Annotated in this window: 14 protein-coding genes; 2 read left to right on the top strand and 12 right to left on the bottom strand. The window is 34.4% G+C overall.

From position 1 onward, the window contains the following. Nucleotides 1-24: 24 nt before the first annotated feature. The 12 genes from ftsA to mraZ form a co-directional block, all read right to left on the bottom strand. Nucleotides 25-1,446, bottom strand: coding sequence for a cell division protein FtsA (gene ftsA, locus AC23L6_RS02095; RefSeq protein WP_487560645.1), 1,422 nt, complete (start codon nucleotides 1,444-1,446; stop codon nucleotides 25-27). 62 nt (nucleotides 1,447-1,508) lie between these two features. Then, nucleotides 1,509-2,234 (bottom strand): cell division protein FtsQ/DivIB, encoded by a 726-nt coding sequence (locus tag AC23L6_RS02090; protein ID WP_487560644.1) that lies wholly within the window; start codon nucleotides 2,232-2,234, stop codon nucleotides 1,509-1,511. Then, nucleotides 2,221-3,570 carry a UDP-N-acetylmuramate--L-alanine ligase gene (murC, locus tag AC23L6_RS02085; protein ID WP_487560643.1) on the bottom strand — a complete coding sequence of 450 codons (1,350 nt, stop codon included), beginning with the start codon at nucleotides 3,568-3,570 and terminating at the stop codon, nucleotides 2,221-2,223. Before murC ends, AC23L6_RS02090 begins: the two co-directional genes overlap by 14 nt. A gap of 10 nt (nucleotides 3,571-3,580) precedes the next feature. Beyond that, complete coding sequence (gene murG, locus AC23L6_RS02080; protein ID WP_487560642.1) at nucleotides 3,581-4,696, bottom strand: undecaprenyldiphospho-muramoylpentapeptide beta-N-acetylglucosaminyltransferase; 1,116 nt, start codon at nucleotides 4,694-4,696, stop codon at nucleotides 3,581-3,583. Between the two features lie 8 nt (nucleotides 4,697-4,704). Continuing rightward, complete coding sequence (locus AC23L6_RS02075) at nucleotides 4,705-5,997, bottom strand: FtsW/RodA/SpoVE family cell cycle protein (protein ID WP_487560641.1); 1,293 nt, start codon at nucleotides 5,995-5,997, stop codon at nucleotides 4,705-4,707. 6 nt (nucleotides 5,998-6,003) lie between these two features. Then, on the bottom strand, nucleotides 6,004-7,338 hold the full coding sequence (gene murD, locus AC23L6_RS02070) for a UDP-N-acetylmuramoyl-L-alanine--D-glutamate ligase (protein ID WP_487560640.1): 1,335 nt from the start codon (nucleotides 7,336-7,338) through the stop codon (nucleotides 6,004-6,006). Beyond that, the gene (mraY, locus tag AC23L6_RS02065) at nucleotides 7,339-8,565 is read right to left on the bottom strand and encodes a phospho-N-acetylmuramoyl-pentapeptide-transferase (RefSeq protein ID WP_487560639.1); all 1,227 of its coding nucleotides are present in this window, start codon (nucleotides 8,563-8,565) and stop codon (nucleotides 7,339-7,341) included. It lies immediately after the preceding gene. A gap of 45 nt (nucleotides 8,566-8,610) precedes the next feature. After that, nucleotides 8,611-10,074, bottom strand: a complete 1,464-nt coding sequence (locus tag AC23L6_RS02060) for a UDP-N-acetylmuramoyl-L-alanyl-D-glutamate--2,6-diaminopimelate ligase (protein ID WP_487560638.1) — start codon at nucleotides 10,072-10,074, stop codon at nucleotides 8,611-8,613. Beyond that, complete coding sequence (locus AC23L6_RS02055; protein WP_487560637.1) at nucleotides 10,071-12,074, bottom strand: penicillin-binding protein; 2,004 nt, start codon at nucleotides 12,072-12,074, stop codon at nucleotides 10,071-10,073. The genes AC23L6_RS02060 and AC23L6_RS02055 overlap by 4 nt, the downstream gene beginning before the upstream one ends. Further along, the gene (locus AC23L6_RS02050) at nucleotides 12,065-12,427 is read right to left on the bottom strand and encodes an FtsL-like putative cell division protein (RefSeq protein WP_487560635.1); all 363 of its coding nucleotides are present in this window, start codon (nucleotides 12,425-12,427) and stop codon (nucleotides 12,065-12,067) included. The genes AC23L6_RS02055 and AC23L6_RS02050 overlap by 10 nt, the downstream gene beginning before the upstream one ends. Before the next feature lie 2 nt (nucleotides 12,428-12,429). Then, entirely contained in the window at nucleotides 12,430-13,338 is a 909-nt protein-coding gene (gene rsmH, locus AC23L6_RS02045; protein ID WP_487560634.1) for a 16S rRNA (cytosine(1402)-N(4))-methyltransferase RsmH, read from the bottom strand. Continuing rightward, nucleotides 13,313-13,786 carry a division/cell wall cluster transcriptional repressor MraZ gene (gene mraZ, locus AC23L6_RS02040; RefSeq protein ID WP_487560633.1) on the bottom strand — a complete coding sequence of 158 codons (474 nt, stop codon included), beginning with the start codon at nucleotides 13,784-13,786 and terminating at the stop codon, nucleotides 13,313-13,315. Before mraZ ends, rsmH begins: the two co-directional genes overlap by 26 nt. Before the next feature lie 346 nt (nucleotides 13,787-14,132). On the opposite strand from mraZ, the gene AC23L6_RS02035 reads away from it, so the two are divergent. Both AC23L6_RS02035 and yihA read left to right on the top strand, forming a co-directional pair. Then, nucleotides 14,133-14,897 (top strand): alpha/beta fold hydrolase, encoded by a 765-nt coding sequence (locus AC23L6_RS02035; protein ID WP_487560632.1) that lies wholly within the window; start codon nucleotides 14,133-14,135, stop codon nucleotides 14,895-14,897. A gap of 92 nt (nucleotides 14,898-14,989) precedes the next feature. Then, on the top strand, nucleotides 14,990-15,610 hold the full coding sequence (yihA, locus tag AC23L6_RS02030; RefSeq protein ID WP_487560631.1) for a ribosome biogenesis GTP-binding protein YihA/YsxC: 621 nt from the start codon (nucleotides 14,990-14,992) through the stop codon (nucleotides 15,608-15,610). The last annotated feature ends 1 nt before the right edge of the window (nucleotide 15,611 follow it).

The following is a 15,611-nucleotide window of genomic DNA, read 5'->3' as shown; positions in this document are numbered from 1 at the left end:
TTTTATTTTTGTCAAGGTTTACCCTTATTCTGCGTTATCTAAAAATTCTTTAATCTTGTCTACGTATTTATCAAAAAAGGAACGTCTAATTTTATTTTCTGTTGACTCTGATTTGATAACTACTTCCTCTACTTCTTCTTTAACTTCTGGTATTTTTTCTTCTACTTTTTCAAATGTTGGAGGTTCGGTTACATTTGGAATATTGAATGGTTCAAATACACGATCTTGTTTGAAGGTTACTTTTTCTGGAACCGTTGTTGTCTCTAATTTTACAGCACTTTGTGTTTTGTTTTCAATACTGTTCATCACTAGTCCAACTGCTGTAGCATAAAGCGGACTTGAAAATTCTTCATCAGAATTTCCTGCCAAATGCTCGTTAGGATATCCAATTCTAGTATCCATACCCGTGATGTATTCTACCAATTGCTTGATATGCTTCAAATTAGCTCCTCCTCCAGTCAAGACAATCCCTGCAATTAATTTTTTGCGAGGGTCTTCATGTCCGTACGATTTTATTTCAGAAAATACTTGTTCAACAATTTCTACCACTCTAGCATGGATGATTTTAGAGAGGTTTTTTAATGAAATTTCTTTAGGCTCTCTTCCTCTTAGTCCAGGAATAGAAACGATTTCATTGTCTTTATTTTCTCCTGGCCAAGCGGAACCAAATTTTACTTTTAATAATTCTGCTTGTTTTTCGATAATAGAACAACCTTCTTTGATATCATCAGTAATGACGTTTCCTCCAAAAGGAATTACCGCTGTATGACGGATGATACCATCTTTGAAAATAGCTAAATCGGTTGTCCCTCCACCTATATCTATTAAAGCTACACCTGCTTCTTTTTCTTCTTGACTCAAAACTGCATCTGCTGAAGCAAGAGGCTCTAAAGTCAAACCTGACAATTCAATCCCTGAACTTTGTATGCATCTACCAACGTTTCTAATCGATGCTGCTTGACCCACAACAACATGAAAGCTACTTTCTAGGCGACCACCGTACATTCCGATTGGTTCTTTTATATCAGATTGACCGTCTATCTTGAATTCTTGAGGTAAAACATGTATAATTTCTTCACCAGGAAGCATGGCTAATTTATGTACTTGATTGATTAGCAAATCAATATCCTTACCACCAATAACTTCTTCCGAATTTTCTCTACTGATATAATCGCTATGTTGAATACTACGAATGTGTTGCCCAGCTATTCCTACAACAACATCTTTTATTTTATAGCCTGAGTTGTTTTCTGCATCATAAATTGCTTGCTGAATAGATTGAATAGTTTGTGTAATATTATTTACAACTCCACGAGCCACACCCAAACTTTTGGATTTTCCAACTCCTAAAATTTCTAACTTGCCGTACTCATTTTTCTTACCAATCATGGCAACAATCTTGGTAGTCCCAATGTCTAAACCTACTGCAATATTCTCTTTTTCCATGCTATCTTCTTAATTTGTTTGACACAAAATCAACACTTTTTGTTTTTTTTGATTTCAAATAGTTATCCTTTCGAACAAACTACTTGTTGTATAAACCTTAAATTAATTTTTTTATATTTCTGTAATGAACTGTCCGAAACGGCTTTTTGAAAAAATGCTTTATAATTACTGAATTTGCGTTCTACATTCACAATTTTTCCAAATTCAATCTCATAATCAAAATTTCTATTCGTCATTTTTAGACTTCCATCTGGCAAAATTTGTATCCCAATGATATTCTTTTTTAAAAAATCATCTTTGCAAACAAACTGTAACAATCTATTTAAATTGTCCTTATTTTCCTTATTGATTTCACCAGAAATAATTGGAACTCTTGCTGTAAATTCATCTGATAACGGCATTATATTTCCTTGATAGTCAATATAAAAAGAATCGTTATCATTAAAAACTCTAGCTATAGGCGTTTTTTGCTTTACAACAGCTTTTAGAACCCCATCAATAGTCACAAAAACCTCAGATTTTTCAATCATTGGATTACTATTTATGGACTTCTCCAACTTGTTCAAATCTAATTTATCTTTTTGAATGCTTGAGGCATCTCTTTTATTTTCTATTAACAATTTATTAACCATTCCATGTTTAATAAATGTGACACTATCATTCAAAAAAATCACTTCCGATTTGGCTAATTTTCGCTCTTCATTTCTCTTAGAAGTAAACGAAAACAGGAAAATAACTAACGCAAACATTAGCAGTAATCTGATATTTGCCCAACTAAAGAGTTTCATTTAAAGCTGCTTTAATAGATTTAACTAATTCTCCAATATCTCCAGCGCCAATGGTTACAATTATTCTAACATCTGTTTCCAAAATTTTTGGTATTAGCGCTGTTTTTGACACTAATTGCTTGTTGGTATTGGTTATTTTTTCCAATAGCCATTGCGAATTTATGCCTTGCATTGGCAACTCTCGAGCTGGATAAATATCCAACAATAAGATTTCATCAAATGCTGATAAACTCTTCGCAAAATCATCTGCAAAATCTTTGGTTCTACTGAACAAATGTGGTTGAAAAATTGCCAAAACTTTTTGATTAGGATACAATTCTCTGACCGCTTGATGCACTGCATTAATTTCGGTTGGATGATGTGCATAATCATCAATATAAACTAGTTTGTCTGACTTAATTTGATACGAAAATCTTCTTTGTATTCCTTTAAATGAAGCTAAGGCTTTAGCGATGGACTCGGTTGGGGTGCCAAAAGTTTTAGCCATCGCTAAAGCCATTAAAGCATTCATTAAATTGTGTCTTCCGGGTAATCCGAAATGGATATTTTTGATTGTCTCTGATGGTGTTTCTACATCAAAAACATAATTACTGTTCTCTATTCTAATATTATATGCTTTGAAAGTTGCTTCTTCATTAACCGCAATGGTCAATCCCTCCAAATCAAGACCTTTTGGAACAAATAGTTTCGTTTTATCAGCTACTTTATCTGCAAATTCCTTAAATGTATTTTGTATTGCTGTTGCGTCTCCATAGATATCCAAATGATCCGCATCCATTGATGTAACACAGGCAATATCGGGATGGAGGTGCAAAAAGGAACGATCAAACTCATCAGCCTCAACCACAGTAACTGTTTTTCCACTTCCTATTAAATTCGAATGATAATTCTCAACTATTCCGCCTAGAAAAGCGGTAACATCGGCACCACTTTCGTATAAAATATGTCCTAAAATACTCGAAGTTGTGGTTTTTCCGTGTGTTCCAGCTACTGCAAAACAAAAAGTATCTTTGGTTATTATTCCGAGCACTTCTGCTCGTTTTTTTACCACATAATCTCTTTCTATGAAATAATTCCATTCCGAATGCGACACTGGAACTGCTGGTGTTACAATAACAAGAGTATTCTCTACATAATAGTCTTTTGGAATTAAACCAATACTGTCTTCAAAATGAATGTTCATTCCTCCAGCAATCAATTCATCGGTAAGTGTAGTTGGTGTTTTGTCATAGCCAGAAACGTTTTTACCAATATTTTGGAAATAACGCGCCAAAGCACTCATTCCGATGCCACCAATTCCGATGAAATAGACGTTATGTATTTGGTTTAGATTCATTTTAAATATATTATCTTATCAACTTAATTATTTCCTCAACAATATCTTTTGTTGCATTTGGCTTGGCCAATTTCTTTATATTTTGACTCAATTCTTTTTGTAAACTTTCGTTAGAAATCAACTCTGAAAATGTGGTTTCAAACTTGGTATCCAATTCGCTTTCTTTTAAGAGGATTGCTCCTTTTTTATCTACAATAGCTTTTGCGTTTTTGGTTTGATGATCTTCTGCCACGTTTGGAGATGGAATGAAAATAACTGGCTTTCCTACCAAACACAACTCTGAAACTGACGACGCTCCAGCACGAGAAATCACAAAATCGGCTACGGCATAAATCAAATCCATTCTATCTATAAACGAAACTACTTGAACAGCCTCCACAACCCCTCCAGAGGCGGGGCTTTTACTATTATATTTTTGATATTCATCGAAATACAATTTACCACATTGCCAAAAAACTTGCACACCACTTTCTAAAAGAAAATCTAATTCTTTTGCAATCAATTGGTTTAGTCTTCTCGCACCAAGACTTCCTCCAAGAATTAAAAGTGTTTTTTTATTTGGGTCTAAATTGAAATGCTTAATCCCAGCTTCTCTTTTGCTATCGCTGTCTAATACATCCTGACGCACAGGATTTCCTGTAAAAACAATCTTCTCTTTTGGAAAAAATCGCTCTAAATTGTCATAAGCAACACAAATGGCATTGGCTTTTTTACTCAACAATTTATTGGTAATGCCCGGAAAAGAATTTTGTTCTTGAATCACCGTTGGAATGTTAAAGCTGTTAGCCACTTGCAATAATGGTCCGCTTGCAAAGCCTCCTGTTCCAATAACCACATCTGGCTTGAATTTCTTTATGATTTGTCTAGATTTCCACAAACTACTCATTAGCTTGAATGGAAACATTGCATTCTGAAACGTTACCTTTCTTTGCAAACCCGCAATCCACAGTCCTTCAATTTTATACCCCGCCTGAGGCACTTTTTGCATTTCCATTTTGTCACTAGCTCCAACAAAAAGAATTTCTGCATCGGGGAAACGAGATTTCAATTCATTTGCAATAGCAATTGCAGGATAGATATGTCCTCCTGTTCCACCACCGCTTAATATGAATTTTAATTTTCTCATTTTAAATCTTATTTTTTATTGATTACCGCATCCATCGGGTTTGTAGTCTTATCTTCAATAGAAAATTGCTGTTCTTCAAAAGCCTCTTCTCTAGCAATTTGTTCATCAATCATTCTTTGAAGTATTTCGTCTCTCTTCTCTTTTTCAGCTTTTTCTTGAGCGATCTCCTCTTCTTTTTTGGTCACACTAATTATAATTCCCAATGCAATACAAGTCATCCAGATTGAGCTTCCTCCACTACTAATTAGAGGTAGCGTTTGACCTGTTACTGGTAGTAATTCAACTGCTACTCCCATATTTATCAACGCTTGAAATATCATTGGAAAACCTAATCCCACCACTACCAATTTACCGAAAACCGTGTTAGCTTTGTGTGCTGCGACTATAAATCGAAAAAAGAGAAGTAGATATAATCCTAAAACGGTTAAGCCTCCAATCAATCCGTATTCTTCAACAATAATGGCATAAATAAAATCAGATGAGGATTGAGGTAAGAAATTTTTTTGAACACTTTTTCCAGGGCCTAATCCTTGTAATCCTCCTGAGGCTATAGCAATTTTTGCTTTTTCTATTTGATAATCATCTTCATCAGGTTTATCACTAACATAATTTTCTACTCTTGAAATCCATGTATCAACACGGTTTGGAAAAGCATCCGGAAAAGCCTTAGCTAAGAGTATGAAAAATGTTAAACCAATGACTCCAACACCTACTACAATGCCAATATATTTTAGGGGATATTTGCCCACAAAAGCGAGCATCAAAACCATAGAAAAAATAAGTGCGGAAGTGGAAAAATTAGCTGGTAAAATAAACATCAATGTTATAAATACAGGCAACCATAGCTCCCATAGTGAAGATTTGAAAGTAATAGCTGTATCTCGTTTCTTTGATAAATATCTCGCTACAAAAATCAATAAAACAATGGTCGCTAATGTTGATGTTTGGAAAGTTATACCTATGAAGGGCACTTGAATCCATCTACTAGCATTTGCTCCTGCTATCACAGTTCCTTTGATTAGAGTGTAACCTAACAAAACCCAAACAATAGGTAAGGCAATAATCGAAATTCCTTTGAAGTAATGATACGGAACTTTATGTATCCAATAAATAATTAGAAACCCTATACAGATATGTGCCAAATGTTTAACTAGATAACCTAAAGTATTTCCCGTTCCATGACCAATATAGGCCAAATTACTACTTGCACTAAAAACAGGCATAAACGAAAACAAAGCCAATAAGGCCACGAATGACCAAATCACCTTATCTCCTTTTAAACTGTTTATTAGTTGTTTCATGATTATTTATAAATTTTGAACGGCATGTTTAAATTGTCTTCCTCTGTCTTCGTAATTTTCGAATAAATCGAAACTGGCACAAGCTGGTGATAATAGTACCGTGTCGCCTTTTTCGGATAGACGTTGCGCCATCTTCACAGCATCATTCATAGAATCGACTTCAATCATCACATCAACGATGTTACCAAAAGCATCGATTATTTTTTTATTATCAACACCCAAACAAATTATTGCTTTTACTTTTTCATTGACCAACGACATCAACTCAGTATAATCATTTCCTTTATCAACACCTCCAACTATCCATACAGTTGGGGTATTCATACTGTCTAGAGCGAAGAATGTTGCGTTTACATTTGTAGCCTTAGAGTCGTTAATGTACTGGACATTTTGAATTTTTAACACTTTCTCTAATCGATGTTCTACACCCTGAAAATTGGATAGACTTTCTCTGATTGTCTCTTTTCTGATGTGCATCAATTTGGCTACAGATGTCGCTGCCATCGCATTCTTAAGGTTATGCTTACCTTCTAGTGCGATGTACTCTGTTTCCATGATAAATTCTTCTTCGTTGATGTTTACTTCCATTTTGTTATCTTTTAAAAATGCTCCTTTTTCGAAAGTTTTAGTTAATGAAAAAGGAATTAATTGGGCTTTAGTTTTGTTATTTTTTAACCATTCAGCAATTGCTTCATCATCGGCATCATAGATGAAATAATCGCTTTCGGTTTGATTCATTGTAATTCTGAATTTTGATGCTATATAATTCTCATATTTGTAATCGTATCGATCTAAATGGTCTGGACTTATATTCGTTATAACGGCAATATGAGGTTTGTAATCAAAAATTCCGTCTAGTTGAAAACTACTTAATTCCAACACGTAATAATCGTACTTGTCGTCAGCTACTTGCCAAGCAAAACTCTTACCGATATTTCCTCCTAATCCTACATTTAGTCCTGCCGATTTTAATAAATGATAGGTCAACATTGTTGTTGTTGTCTTACCATTACTACCAGTAATTCCTATTGTCTTTGCGTTTGTAAATGAGGCAGCAAATTCAATTTCAGAAACTATTCGAATGTTATTTTCTTTTATCTTCTTTACTATTCCTGATTTATCGGGAATTCCGGGACTTTTCATGACAATATCTGCATTCAAAATCTTATTTTCCGTATGGGTCTCTTCCTCCCATTTGATTCCATTAATTGTAAGAACTTCTTTATAATTATCTTTTATTTTTCCGTAATCAGATACAAATACATCGTATCCTTTCCTTTTCCCAAGTATCGCTGTTCCTACTCCACTTTCTCCACCACCTAGAATAACAAGTCTTTGCATCTATCTTAATTTTAGTGTAACTATAGACAGGATGGCTAGTAGGATTCCTACAATCCAAAAACGAGTTACAATTTTACTTTCATGATACCCTTTCACTTGATAGTGGTGGTGTAAAGGAGACATGAGAAAAATTCTTCTTCCCTCTCCAAATCGTTTTTTGGTGAACTTGAAATAACTAACTTGCAACACCACCGATAGATTTTCGACAAGAAAGATTCCACACAACAACGGAATAAGCAATTCCTTTCTAACTGAAATAGCTAAAACCGCTATAATTCCTCCAATAGTCAAACTACCCGTATCGCCCATAAAAACTGATGCTGGATAGGAATTATACCAAAGAAATCCTATTAATGCTCCTGCAAATGCAGCGATAAAAACGGTCATTTCTCCAGAGTTTGGGATGTACATTATATTGAGATAACTGGAGAAAATTATATTACCTGAGACAAACGTAAAAATCCCTAATGCAACTACAGATATGGCTGAAGTTCCTGCGGCCAAACCATCGATACCATCCGTTAAGTTAGCACCATTAGAAACTGCTGTAATAATGAATATCACAATTGGAATAAAAACAATCCAAGCCCAGTTTTGATATCCTTCACCTGTCCATGCCAATAACTCGGCATAATCCAACTCGTTATTTTTAAAAAACGGAATGGTTGTAGCGGTTGATTTTTCTTCCTTTGCTACTGGAGAAATTACATTCTCTGTTTGATTTATAGCAATCGTTTTTAATTTTTCTTTACGTAGAGTGACTCCAGGATGTAGGTATAGGACTGAACCAACTATTAACCCCAAGCCAACCTGTCCAATTACTTTAAAAATCCCCTTTAAACCTTCTTTATCTTTTTTGAAAATTTTAATGTAATCATCGATGAAACCAATAGTTCCCATCCAAAGTGTTGTAACTATGAGAAGGATTATATAGATATTATTCAATTTGGTCAACAATAACACTGGAATCAAAGTGGCAATAATAATGATTAACCCACCCATTGTTGGCGTTCCTGCCTTTTGAGTCTGACCTTCAAGGCCTAGCTCACGTACCGTTTCTCCTACTTGTTGTTTCCTAAGAAAATTAATAATCTTCTTTCCGTAAATGGTAGAAATCATTAACGATAAAATTACAGCCAAGGCCGAACGAAACGTAATGTACTGAAAGACCCCTGTTCCCGGAACATTGAGTGTTTTATATAGATATTCAAATAAATAATACAGCATATATTTTTGGTTTATTTAGTTGGTTTCTTGTTGGTTACTCTTTTGTTATTTCTGCATTTGCTCTAACATTTCTTTTACCACTTCCATATCATCAAAATGATGGCGAACACCTTGAATTTCTTGGTAAGTCTCATGACCTTTACCAGCTATCAATATGATATCATTGGGTTGCGCCAATTGGCAAGCTGTTTTAATGGCTTGTTTTCGGTCTGTAATAGAAACTGTTTTTTTATAATTTTGAGGCTCAACCCCTTTTTCCATTTCGTCAATAATAGCTTCTGGACTCTCTGTTCTAGGATTATCCGAAGTAATTACTACTTTATCACTCAATGTTGAAGCTATATTCGCCATTATAGGTCTTTTTGCTCTGTCTCTATCGCCACCACAACCTACAACGGTAATCAATTGTTCATTTTTGGTTCTAATATCATTTATAGTTTTGAGCACGTTCTCTAAAGCATCAGGTGTATGTGCATAGTCCACTATAGCAGTGATATTCTGGTTAGAAACAATGAACTGAAATCGTCCAGAAACACTTTCTAATTCTGATAACAATCGTAGCACTTCAAAATGGTCAAGCCCTAATTCTATTGCTGTTCCGTAAATAGCTAGTAAATTGTAAGCATTAAATGTGCCTATTAAACGTACCCAAACCTCGTTGTCATTAATTTTAAGCAACAAACCAGTCAATTGATTTTCTAGAATTTGGGCTCTATAATTAGCATAGGTTTTCAAAGCATAGGTTAGCTTTCTTGCATCTGTATTTTGCAACATCAGTAATCCGTTCTTATCATCAATGTTAGATAATGCGAAAGCTGATTTTGTTAAATGATCAAAAAATGATTTTTTTACATCTCTATACTCTGCAAAAGTGGCATGATAATCTAAATGATCGTGTGATAAATTAGTGAAAACGCCTCCGGCAAAATGCAAGCCTTCGGTTCTTTTTTGATGTACACCATGAGAACTGACTTCCATGAAACAATATTCAACCCCTTCATCTATCATTTCTCTCAAATAATGATTGATTGTTATTGAATCTGGTGTTGTATGAGTTGCTTTGTATTCTTTTTCATCTACTAAAATTTTCACAGTAGAGAGAAGTCCTACCTTAAATCCTGCTTTTTTGAATAATTGATACAGCAAAGAAGCAACAGTTGTTTTTCCATTAGTCCCTGTTATGCCAATTAATTTGAGATTTTGCGAAGGATTTTCGTAGTAATTTGCTGCCATGAAAGCCAAGGCAGTATTAGCATCTTTTACTTTTATATACGTTACTCCACTTGCTATATTTTCTGGGAATACCTCACAGACAATGGCTACAGCACCCTGATGGATTGCTTTGTCTATAAAATCGTGACCATCAGATACGGTGCCTCTTATGGCTATAAAAGCATCTTTAGCACCAATCTTTCTTGAATCAAAATCAATTTTACGAATGGTCATATCCGTAGAACCCATCACGGCTTCGATAGCAACTTTATATAATATGTCTTTAAGAATAATCACGATAATTCAAGTATAATTACTGCTTTTTTGTCTAAGCTCTGTCCAGGCTGAATGGATTGCGTTTTTACTTTTCCGACACCTGTTATTTTTACTTTTAACCCTAAATTTCCAAGTAAAGCAACAGCATCCATACCTGGCATCCCTTTAACATTAGGAATCGTATTTTGTTTTTGCTGTGCTTTAGCATAATACTTACTATAGTTTTGCTCCTGCTGAGGATTCTTCTTATTCAAATTCTTTATTTCATTTGTTGAAGGAGCATCAGTAAAAATCTTTTGGGCAATTCTTTTGAAAACTGGACCAGCGACATCAGCTCCGTAATAATTATTATTAGAAGTATTAGGTTCGTGAACCACAACTATACAAGAATACTTGGGTTCATCTGCTGGAAAATACCCCACAAATGACGAGATATAATGCTTCTCGGTGCCATCTTTTCTATTATAGTTAGCTTGGGCAGTACCTGTTTTCCCTGCCATTGGAAAATCTTTAGTGTATAATTTTGATGCTGTTCCTTTTTTGACAACATTCTTCAAAACAGCTTGTACCTTCAATAATGTTTCTTTAGAACATACTTTAGGATTAATTACCTCTTTATCAAATTTTTTAATGGTTTTATTCCTCTCTTTAATCTCTGAAACAAATTGCGGTTTTACCATTTCGCCGTTGTTGGCAATCGAATTGTAAAATGTTAGGGTTTGCAATGGTGTTATGGATACCCCGTAACCAAAAGCCATCCAAGGAAGTGAAATGTTCGACCAATTTTTATCGCTTGGTTGCGGAATGTATGGCTTCCCTTCGCCTTTAATAGGAAGACCTAAAGGTTTATTTAATCCAAAATTGTTCAAATGGTTAACAAACTGAGAAGGATTGTTTTTATAATTGTTATACACTGCTTGAACCATCACAGTATTAGATGAAACCTCAAATCCTCTTGCTAATGAAATTTTACCATAACCACCGTCATGAGAATCACGAACCTTTTTTCCAGAGTAAATAATTGTTCCACCATGACTGTCATATACAGTACTAGTATCTGCTTTTTTATCTTCTAAAAGGGCTACCAAATCGGCTAATTTATATGTTGAGCCAGGCTCATGCGATTCTGCAATAGCATAATTCGTTGTTTCATAATAAGAGCCATCGGCATCTTTCCCTAAATTAGAAATAGCTTTCACCTTACCAGTTTTGGTCTCCATAACTACAACACAACCGTGATTGGCATCATACAACTCCAATTGTTTTAGTAAGGCATGATGCGCAATATCTTGAATGTAGACATCTATGGTAGAGATAACATCATAACCGTCCTGAGGCTCCACTTCGTTTAGATCACGAATGGGTTTCCATTGTCCTTTTGCAATTTTTTGCTTTAAGATTTTCCCATCTTTACCGTTCAAATACTTTCTGTAGGCCCATTCAATTCCTTTTCCGTCAGGTAAACCCTCAGGTGTTGTCCTTTCATAGCCAATAGTTCTTTCGGCAATTTTACCAATGGGATGTTCGCGCACGGTTTTCTGTTCGGTAATAATTCCTCCTTTATTCGCACCCAGATTAAATAATGGAAAACTTTTAATCTTCATGTATTGCGTAAAACTCAAATCTCTGGCCAAGAGAAAATATCTATTCCCAGAAGTACGAGCTTGTCTCAACCCTTGTTCAAAATTATCTGATGGCTTTCCGAGTAACATTGATAAAGAATCCGAAAGCGCTCTGACATTTTTATTAAAATCTTTTGATTTTGGAGCCACAGCATCAAATCGGATGGTATAGTTTGGAATTGATGTTGCAAGCAAACTACCATCAGCAGAATAAATATTCCCTTTATTGGCTGGAATTACAAAATTTTTCACCGTACGTTCTTTGGCTAATTTTCTGTAAAAATCCCCTTCCACCCATTGAATATTTGTCAACTTTATGGTAATTGCTACAGCCATCAAAAACATGACAACAGCCACTAGATAAATCCTGTATGATATCTGTTTGTCTTCTACTGCCATAGTGCTTTAACTTTACTGAAGAAATTTTTTTCTTCTATCTTTTTTACTTTAATCTTTGTTGGAGGAACCGCAGACGGAAAAATTTGTTTGGCTTCCATTTTTTCTGAAACCGTAGATTCCATTTTCAATTTCATTAATTCAGAACGTCTGTCTACAAACTCAGAACGCAACTCTTTTACTTCATTGTTTAACGCTACAATCCTGAATACTTTTTGTTCGTATCGTTGCGTATTTGCAATCATGATAATCGCCAGTGTTATTAAAAAGAGTATAAACCGCCAGTTTTTTGCCGCATTAGCATCCTCGTTGATAAGAAATCTTGCTTTTAATATGCTGTAAACTCCATTTTTCATTTCTAAATCTTTTCGGCAATTCTTAACTTCGCACTGCGAGCTCTATTATTCATTTTGATTTCATCGGCATCTGGAACAATCAACTTCCCAACTGTTTTAAATGGAACCGAAAAATTTCCAAAAAAATCTCTTTCTGGCTCTCCTTCAAACATTCCGTTTTTTATAAATCTCTTTACCAATCTGTCCTCAAGAGAATGGTACGAAATGACACTTAGTCGCCCGCTTGTTTTTAAAATTTCTAAAGATTGCTCCAAAAATTCCTTTAAAACGTCCATTTCTTGGTTTACTTGTATTCGAATCGCTTGATAGATTTGTGCTAGAATTTTATTTTTAAATTGTTCAGGCAAAAATTTCGACAAAACAATCTTTAGCTCCTCAGTGGTTTTAATCGCTTTTTTTTCTCTGGCTTCGATAATTGTCCTTGCTAATGCTGGAGCAATTTTTAATTCCCCATAATCCAAAAAAACTCTTCTCAAATTAGCATCATCATATTCATTAATCACTTTGTAAGCATCTAATTCGTTTTTTTGACTCATTCTCATATCCAACTCTGCATCAAATCGAGTAGAAAATCCTCTTTCTGCAACATCAAACTGATGAGAAGAAACCCCTAAATCAGCCAAAATACCATCAACGCTTTTAACTCCGTAAAATCGCAAAAATCGTTTTATGTATCTGAAATTTTCGTTAATCAAAATAAATCTGCCATCAACAATCTCATTTGCCAGAGCGTCTTCATCTTGATCGAAAGCAAACAATTTTCCAGTTGGCCCCAAACGACTTAAAATTTCCCTAGAGTGTCCGCCTCCACCAAATGTAACATCCACATATACTCCATCAGGTTTAATATTCAAGCCATCAACAGAAGCGTGAAGCAAGACTGGATTATGATATTCCATCACCATCATCATTTACATTTCCCATTACGTCTTCTGCTAAATCAGCAAAATCTATCACCGAATCATCAATCGCTTTTTCATATAAGTCTTTATCCCAAATCTCAACAATATTAACCGCAGAAGACAATACCACATCTTTTGAAATAGTCGAAAATAAAACCAAGTCTTTAGGAATAAGTAATCGTCCTAAATTGTCAATTTCAACCACTTTTACACCAGCAGTAAAACGACGAATAAAATCATTATTCTTCTTTACAAATCGATTGAGCTTATTGATTTTTTGCATCATTAAATTCCATTCTTTCATTGGATATAACTCCAAACATGGCTGAAAAACAGAACGCTTCAAAACAAAGCCGTCTTGAAGTGATTGAGTCAATTGCTTTTTTAAAGGAGCAGGCAATAACAGCCTTCCTTTAGCATCGACTTTACATTCATATGTTCCAACAATAGAATCCAAGAATCTTAATATTAAAATGATTGAAGCAAAAATATAAAAATAATTACCACATTTTACCACAAAATCCCACTTTGTTAATAAGTTTTACCACTTTAAACTAAAATCCTTCAAATAATTAGGTTTTTCGTCACAACAATCTATTTAACAAATTGTTAAGAAAGGTTTAGAATTTGAAAAAACACTGAAAAAATGATGAATTTCAATCATTGAAACTTCATGAAGAATAAAGTCTATTAAGCAATTTCTATACGTTGAAAACCATGCTGACAGATTTAATATTTTTAGCACTATTTTCTGTTAATGTATAAAACCATATATTTGCCAGAATTTGAAATGCTTTGCACGAATGAATAAAGACTTAAAAAAAGAAGGAAGATATACCTATTTTGAAGCTGGAGAAGGCACGCCAATAATCATTTTGCATGGACTAATGGGAGGATTAAGTAATTTTGACGGTGTTGCCACTTTTTTTCCAAAAAACGGATACAAGGTTGTAATTCCTGAACTACCTATTTACACACAAAATATCCTCAAAACAAACGTAAAAGCTTTTGCAAAATATGTCAAAGATTTTATTACTTTCAAAGGTTTTGACAGAGTAATTCTTCTTGGAAATTCACTTGGAGGTCACATAGGTTTGTATCACGCTAAAATGTATCCTGAAAAAATGCTAGGGCTTGTAATAACAGGAAGCTCAGGCTTGTATGAAAGTGCTATGGGCGACAGTTATCCTAGAAGAGGTGACTATGAATACATTCAGAAAAAAGCAGAAGACGTTTTTTATGACCCAAAAATCGCCACAAAAGAAATTATTGACGAAGTGTACACCATGGCCAATGATAGAATCAAGCTCATAAAAACATTGACCATTGCTAAAAGCGCTATAAGACACAATATGGCTAAAGACCTACCAAAAATGCATATTCCTACCTGTATCATTTGGGGTAAAAATGACAAAGTAACTCCACCAGAAGTTGCTGAAGAATTCCATAAATTGCTACCACACTCTTCATTATATTGGATAGATAAATGTGGTCATGCCGCCATGATGGAACATCCCGATGAATTCAATGAACTAATGTATGCTTGGTTGAAAAAAAACGAATTATAAGCTCTTTAAATATAATTAAACCACTATTTTCGATTACATCACTGAGAAAATAGTGGTTCTTTTTTTGACTATATTTGCTCTAATCTATTTTTATGAAAATCACTACTGCCGAATTTATAATTAGCAACTCCGATGTGAGCAAATGTCCGCTGGAACGGCTACCAGAGTATGCTTTTATTGGTCGATCTAATGTTGGAAAATCATCATTAATTAATATGATTACCAATCATAAAAACTTAGCAAAAACATCGGGAAAACCTGGAAAAACTCAACTGATAAATCATTTCAAGATTAACAACAATTGGTTCTTGGTGGATTTACCAGGATATGGCTATGCCAAAGTTTCTAAAAAAACTAAATCGGTATTTCAGCAATTTATCACTGATTATTTTGAAAAAAGAGAACAACTCGTTTGTGCTTTTGTATTGATTGACATTCGCCATGAGGCGCAAAATATTGATTTGGAATTCATGGAATATATGGGCGAAAGTGAAATTCCCTTTTGTATTATTTTTACCAAAGCCGACAAAATCAGCAAAGTAAAAATTGATTCTCATATCGCAGCCTACAAAAAGCAAATGATAAAAAACAACTGGGCAGAAATGCCTCCTTATTTTGTAACCTCATCTACTGAAGGAATTGGAAAAGAGGAGCTACTGAATTATATTGACGAAGTAAATCAGGAAGTTTTTAAGAATGAAAGTGGATTTTAAT

This window comes from Flavobacterium sp. R1_16, from assembly GCF_057652095.1.
This window is presented reverse-complemented; position numbering and strand designations above follow the sequence as displayed.

What these genes read in the sequence shown, in the direction of transcription:
- ftsA (WP_487560645.1), bottom strand. Translation starts at nt 1,446, where the DNA reads ATGGAAAAAGAGAATATTGCAGTAGGTTTAGACATTGGGACTACCAAG.
- AC23L6_RS02090 (WP_487560644.1), bottom strand. Translation starts at nt 2,234, where the DNA reads ATGAAACTCTTTAGTTGGGCAAATATCAGATTACTGCTAATGTTTGCG.
- murC (WP_487560643.1), bottom strand. Translation starts at nt 3,570, where the DNA reads ATGAATCTAAACCAAATACATAACGTCTATTTCATCGGAATTGGTGGC.
- murG (WP_487560642.1), bottom strand. Translation starts at nt 4,696, where the DNA reads ATGAGAAAATTAAAATTCATATTAAGCGGTGGTGGAACAGGAGGACAT.
- AC23L6_RS02075 (WP_487560641.1), bottom strand. Translation starts at nt 5,997, where the DNA reads ATGAAACAACTAATAAACAGTTTAAAAGGAGATAAGGTGATTTGGTCA.
- murD (WP_487560640.1), bottom strand. Translation starts at nt 7,338, where the DNA reads ATGCAAAGACTTGTTATTCTAGGTGGTGGAGAAAGTGGAGTAGGAACA.
- mraY (WP_487560639.1), bottom strand. Translation starts at nt 8,565, where the DNA reads ATGCTGTATTATTTATTTGAATATCTATATAAAACACTCAATGTTCCG.
- AC23L6_RS02055 (WP_487560637.1), bottom strand. Translation starts at nt 12,074, where the DNA reads ATGGCAGTAGAAGACAAACAGATATCATACAGGATTTATCTAGTGGCT.
- AC23L6_RS02050 (WP_487560635.1), bottom strand. Translation starts at nt 12,427, where the DNA reads ATGAAAAATGGAGTTTACAGCATATTAAAAGCAAGATTTCTTATCAAC.
- rsmH (WP_487560634.1), bottom strand. Translation starts at nt 13,338, where the DNA reads ATGATGATGGTGATGGAATATCATAATCCAGTCTTGCTTCACGCTTCT.
- AC23L6_RS02035 (WP_487560632.1), top strand. Translation starts at nt 14,133, where the DNA reads ATGAATAAAGACTTAAAAAAAGAAGGAAGATATACCTATTTTGAAGCT.
- yihA (WP_487560631.1), top strand. Translation starts at nt 14,990, where the DNA reads ATGAAAATCACTACTGCCGAATTTATAATTAGCAACTCCGATGTGAGC.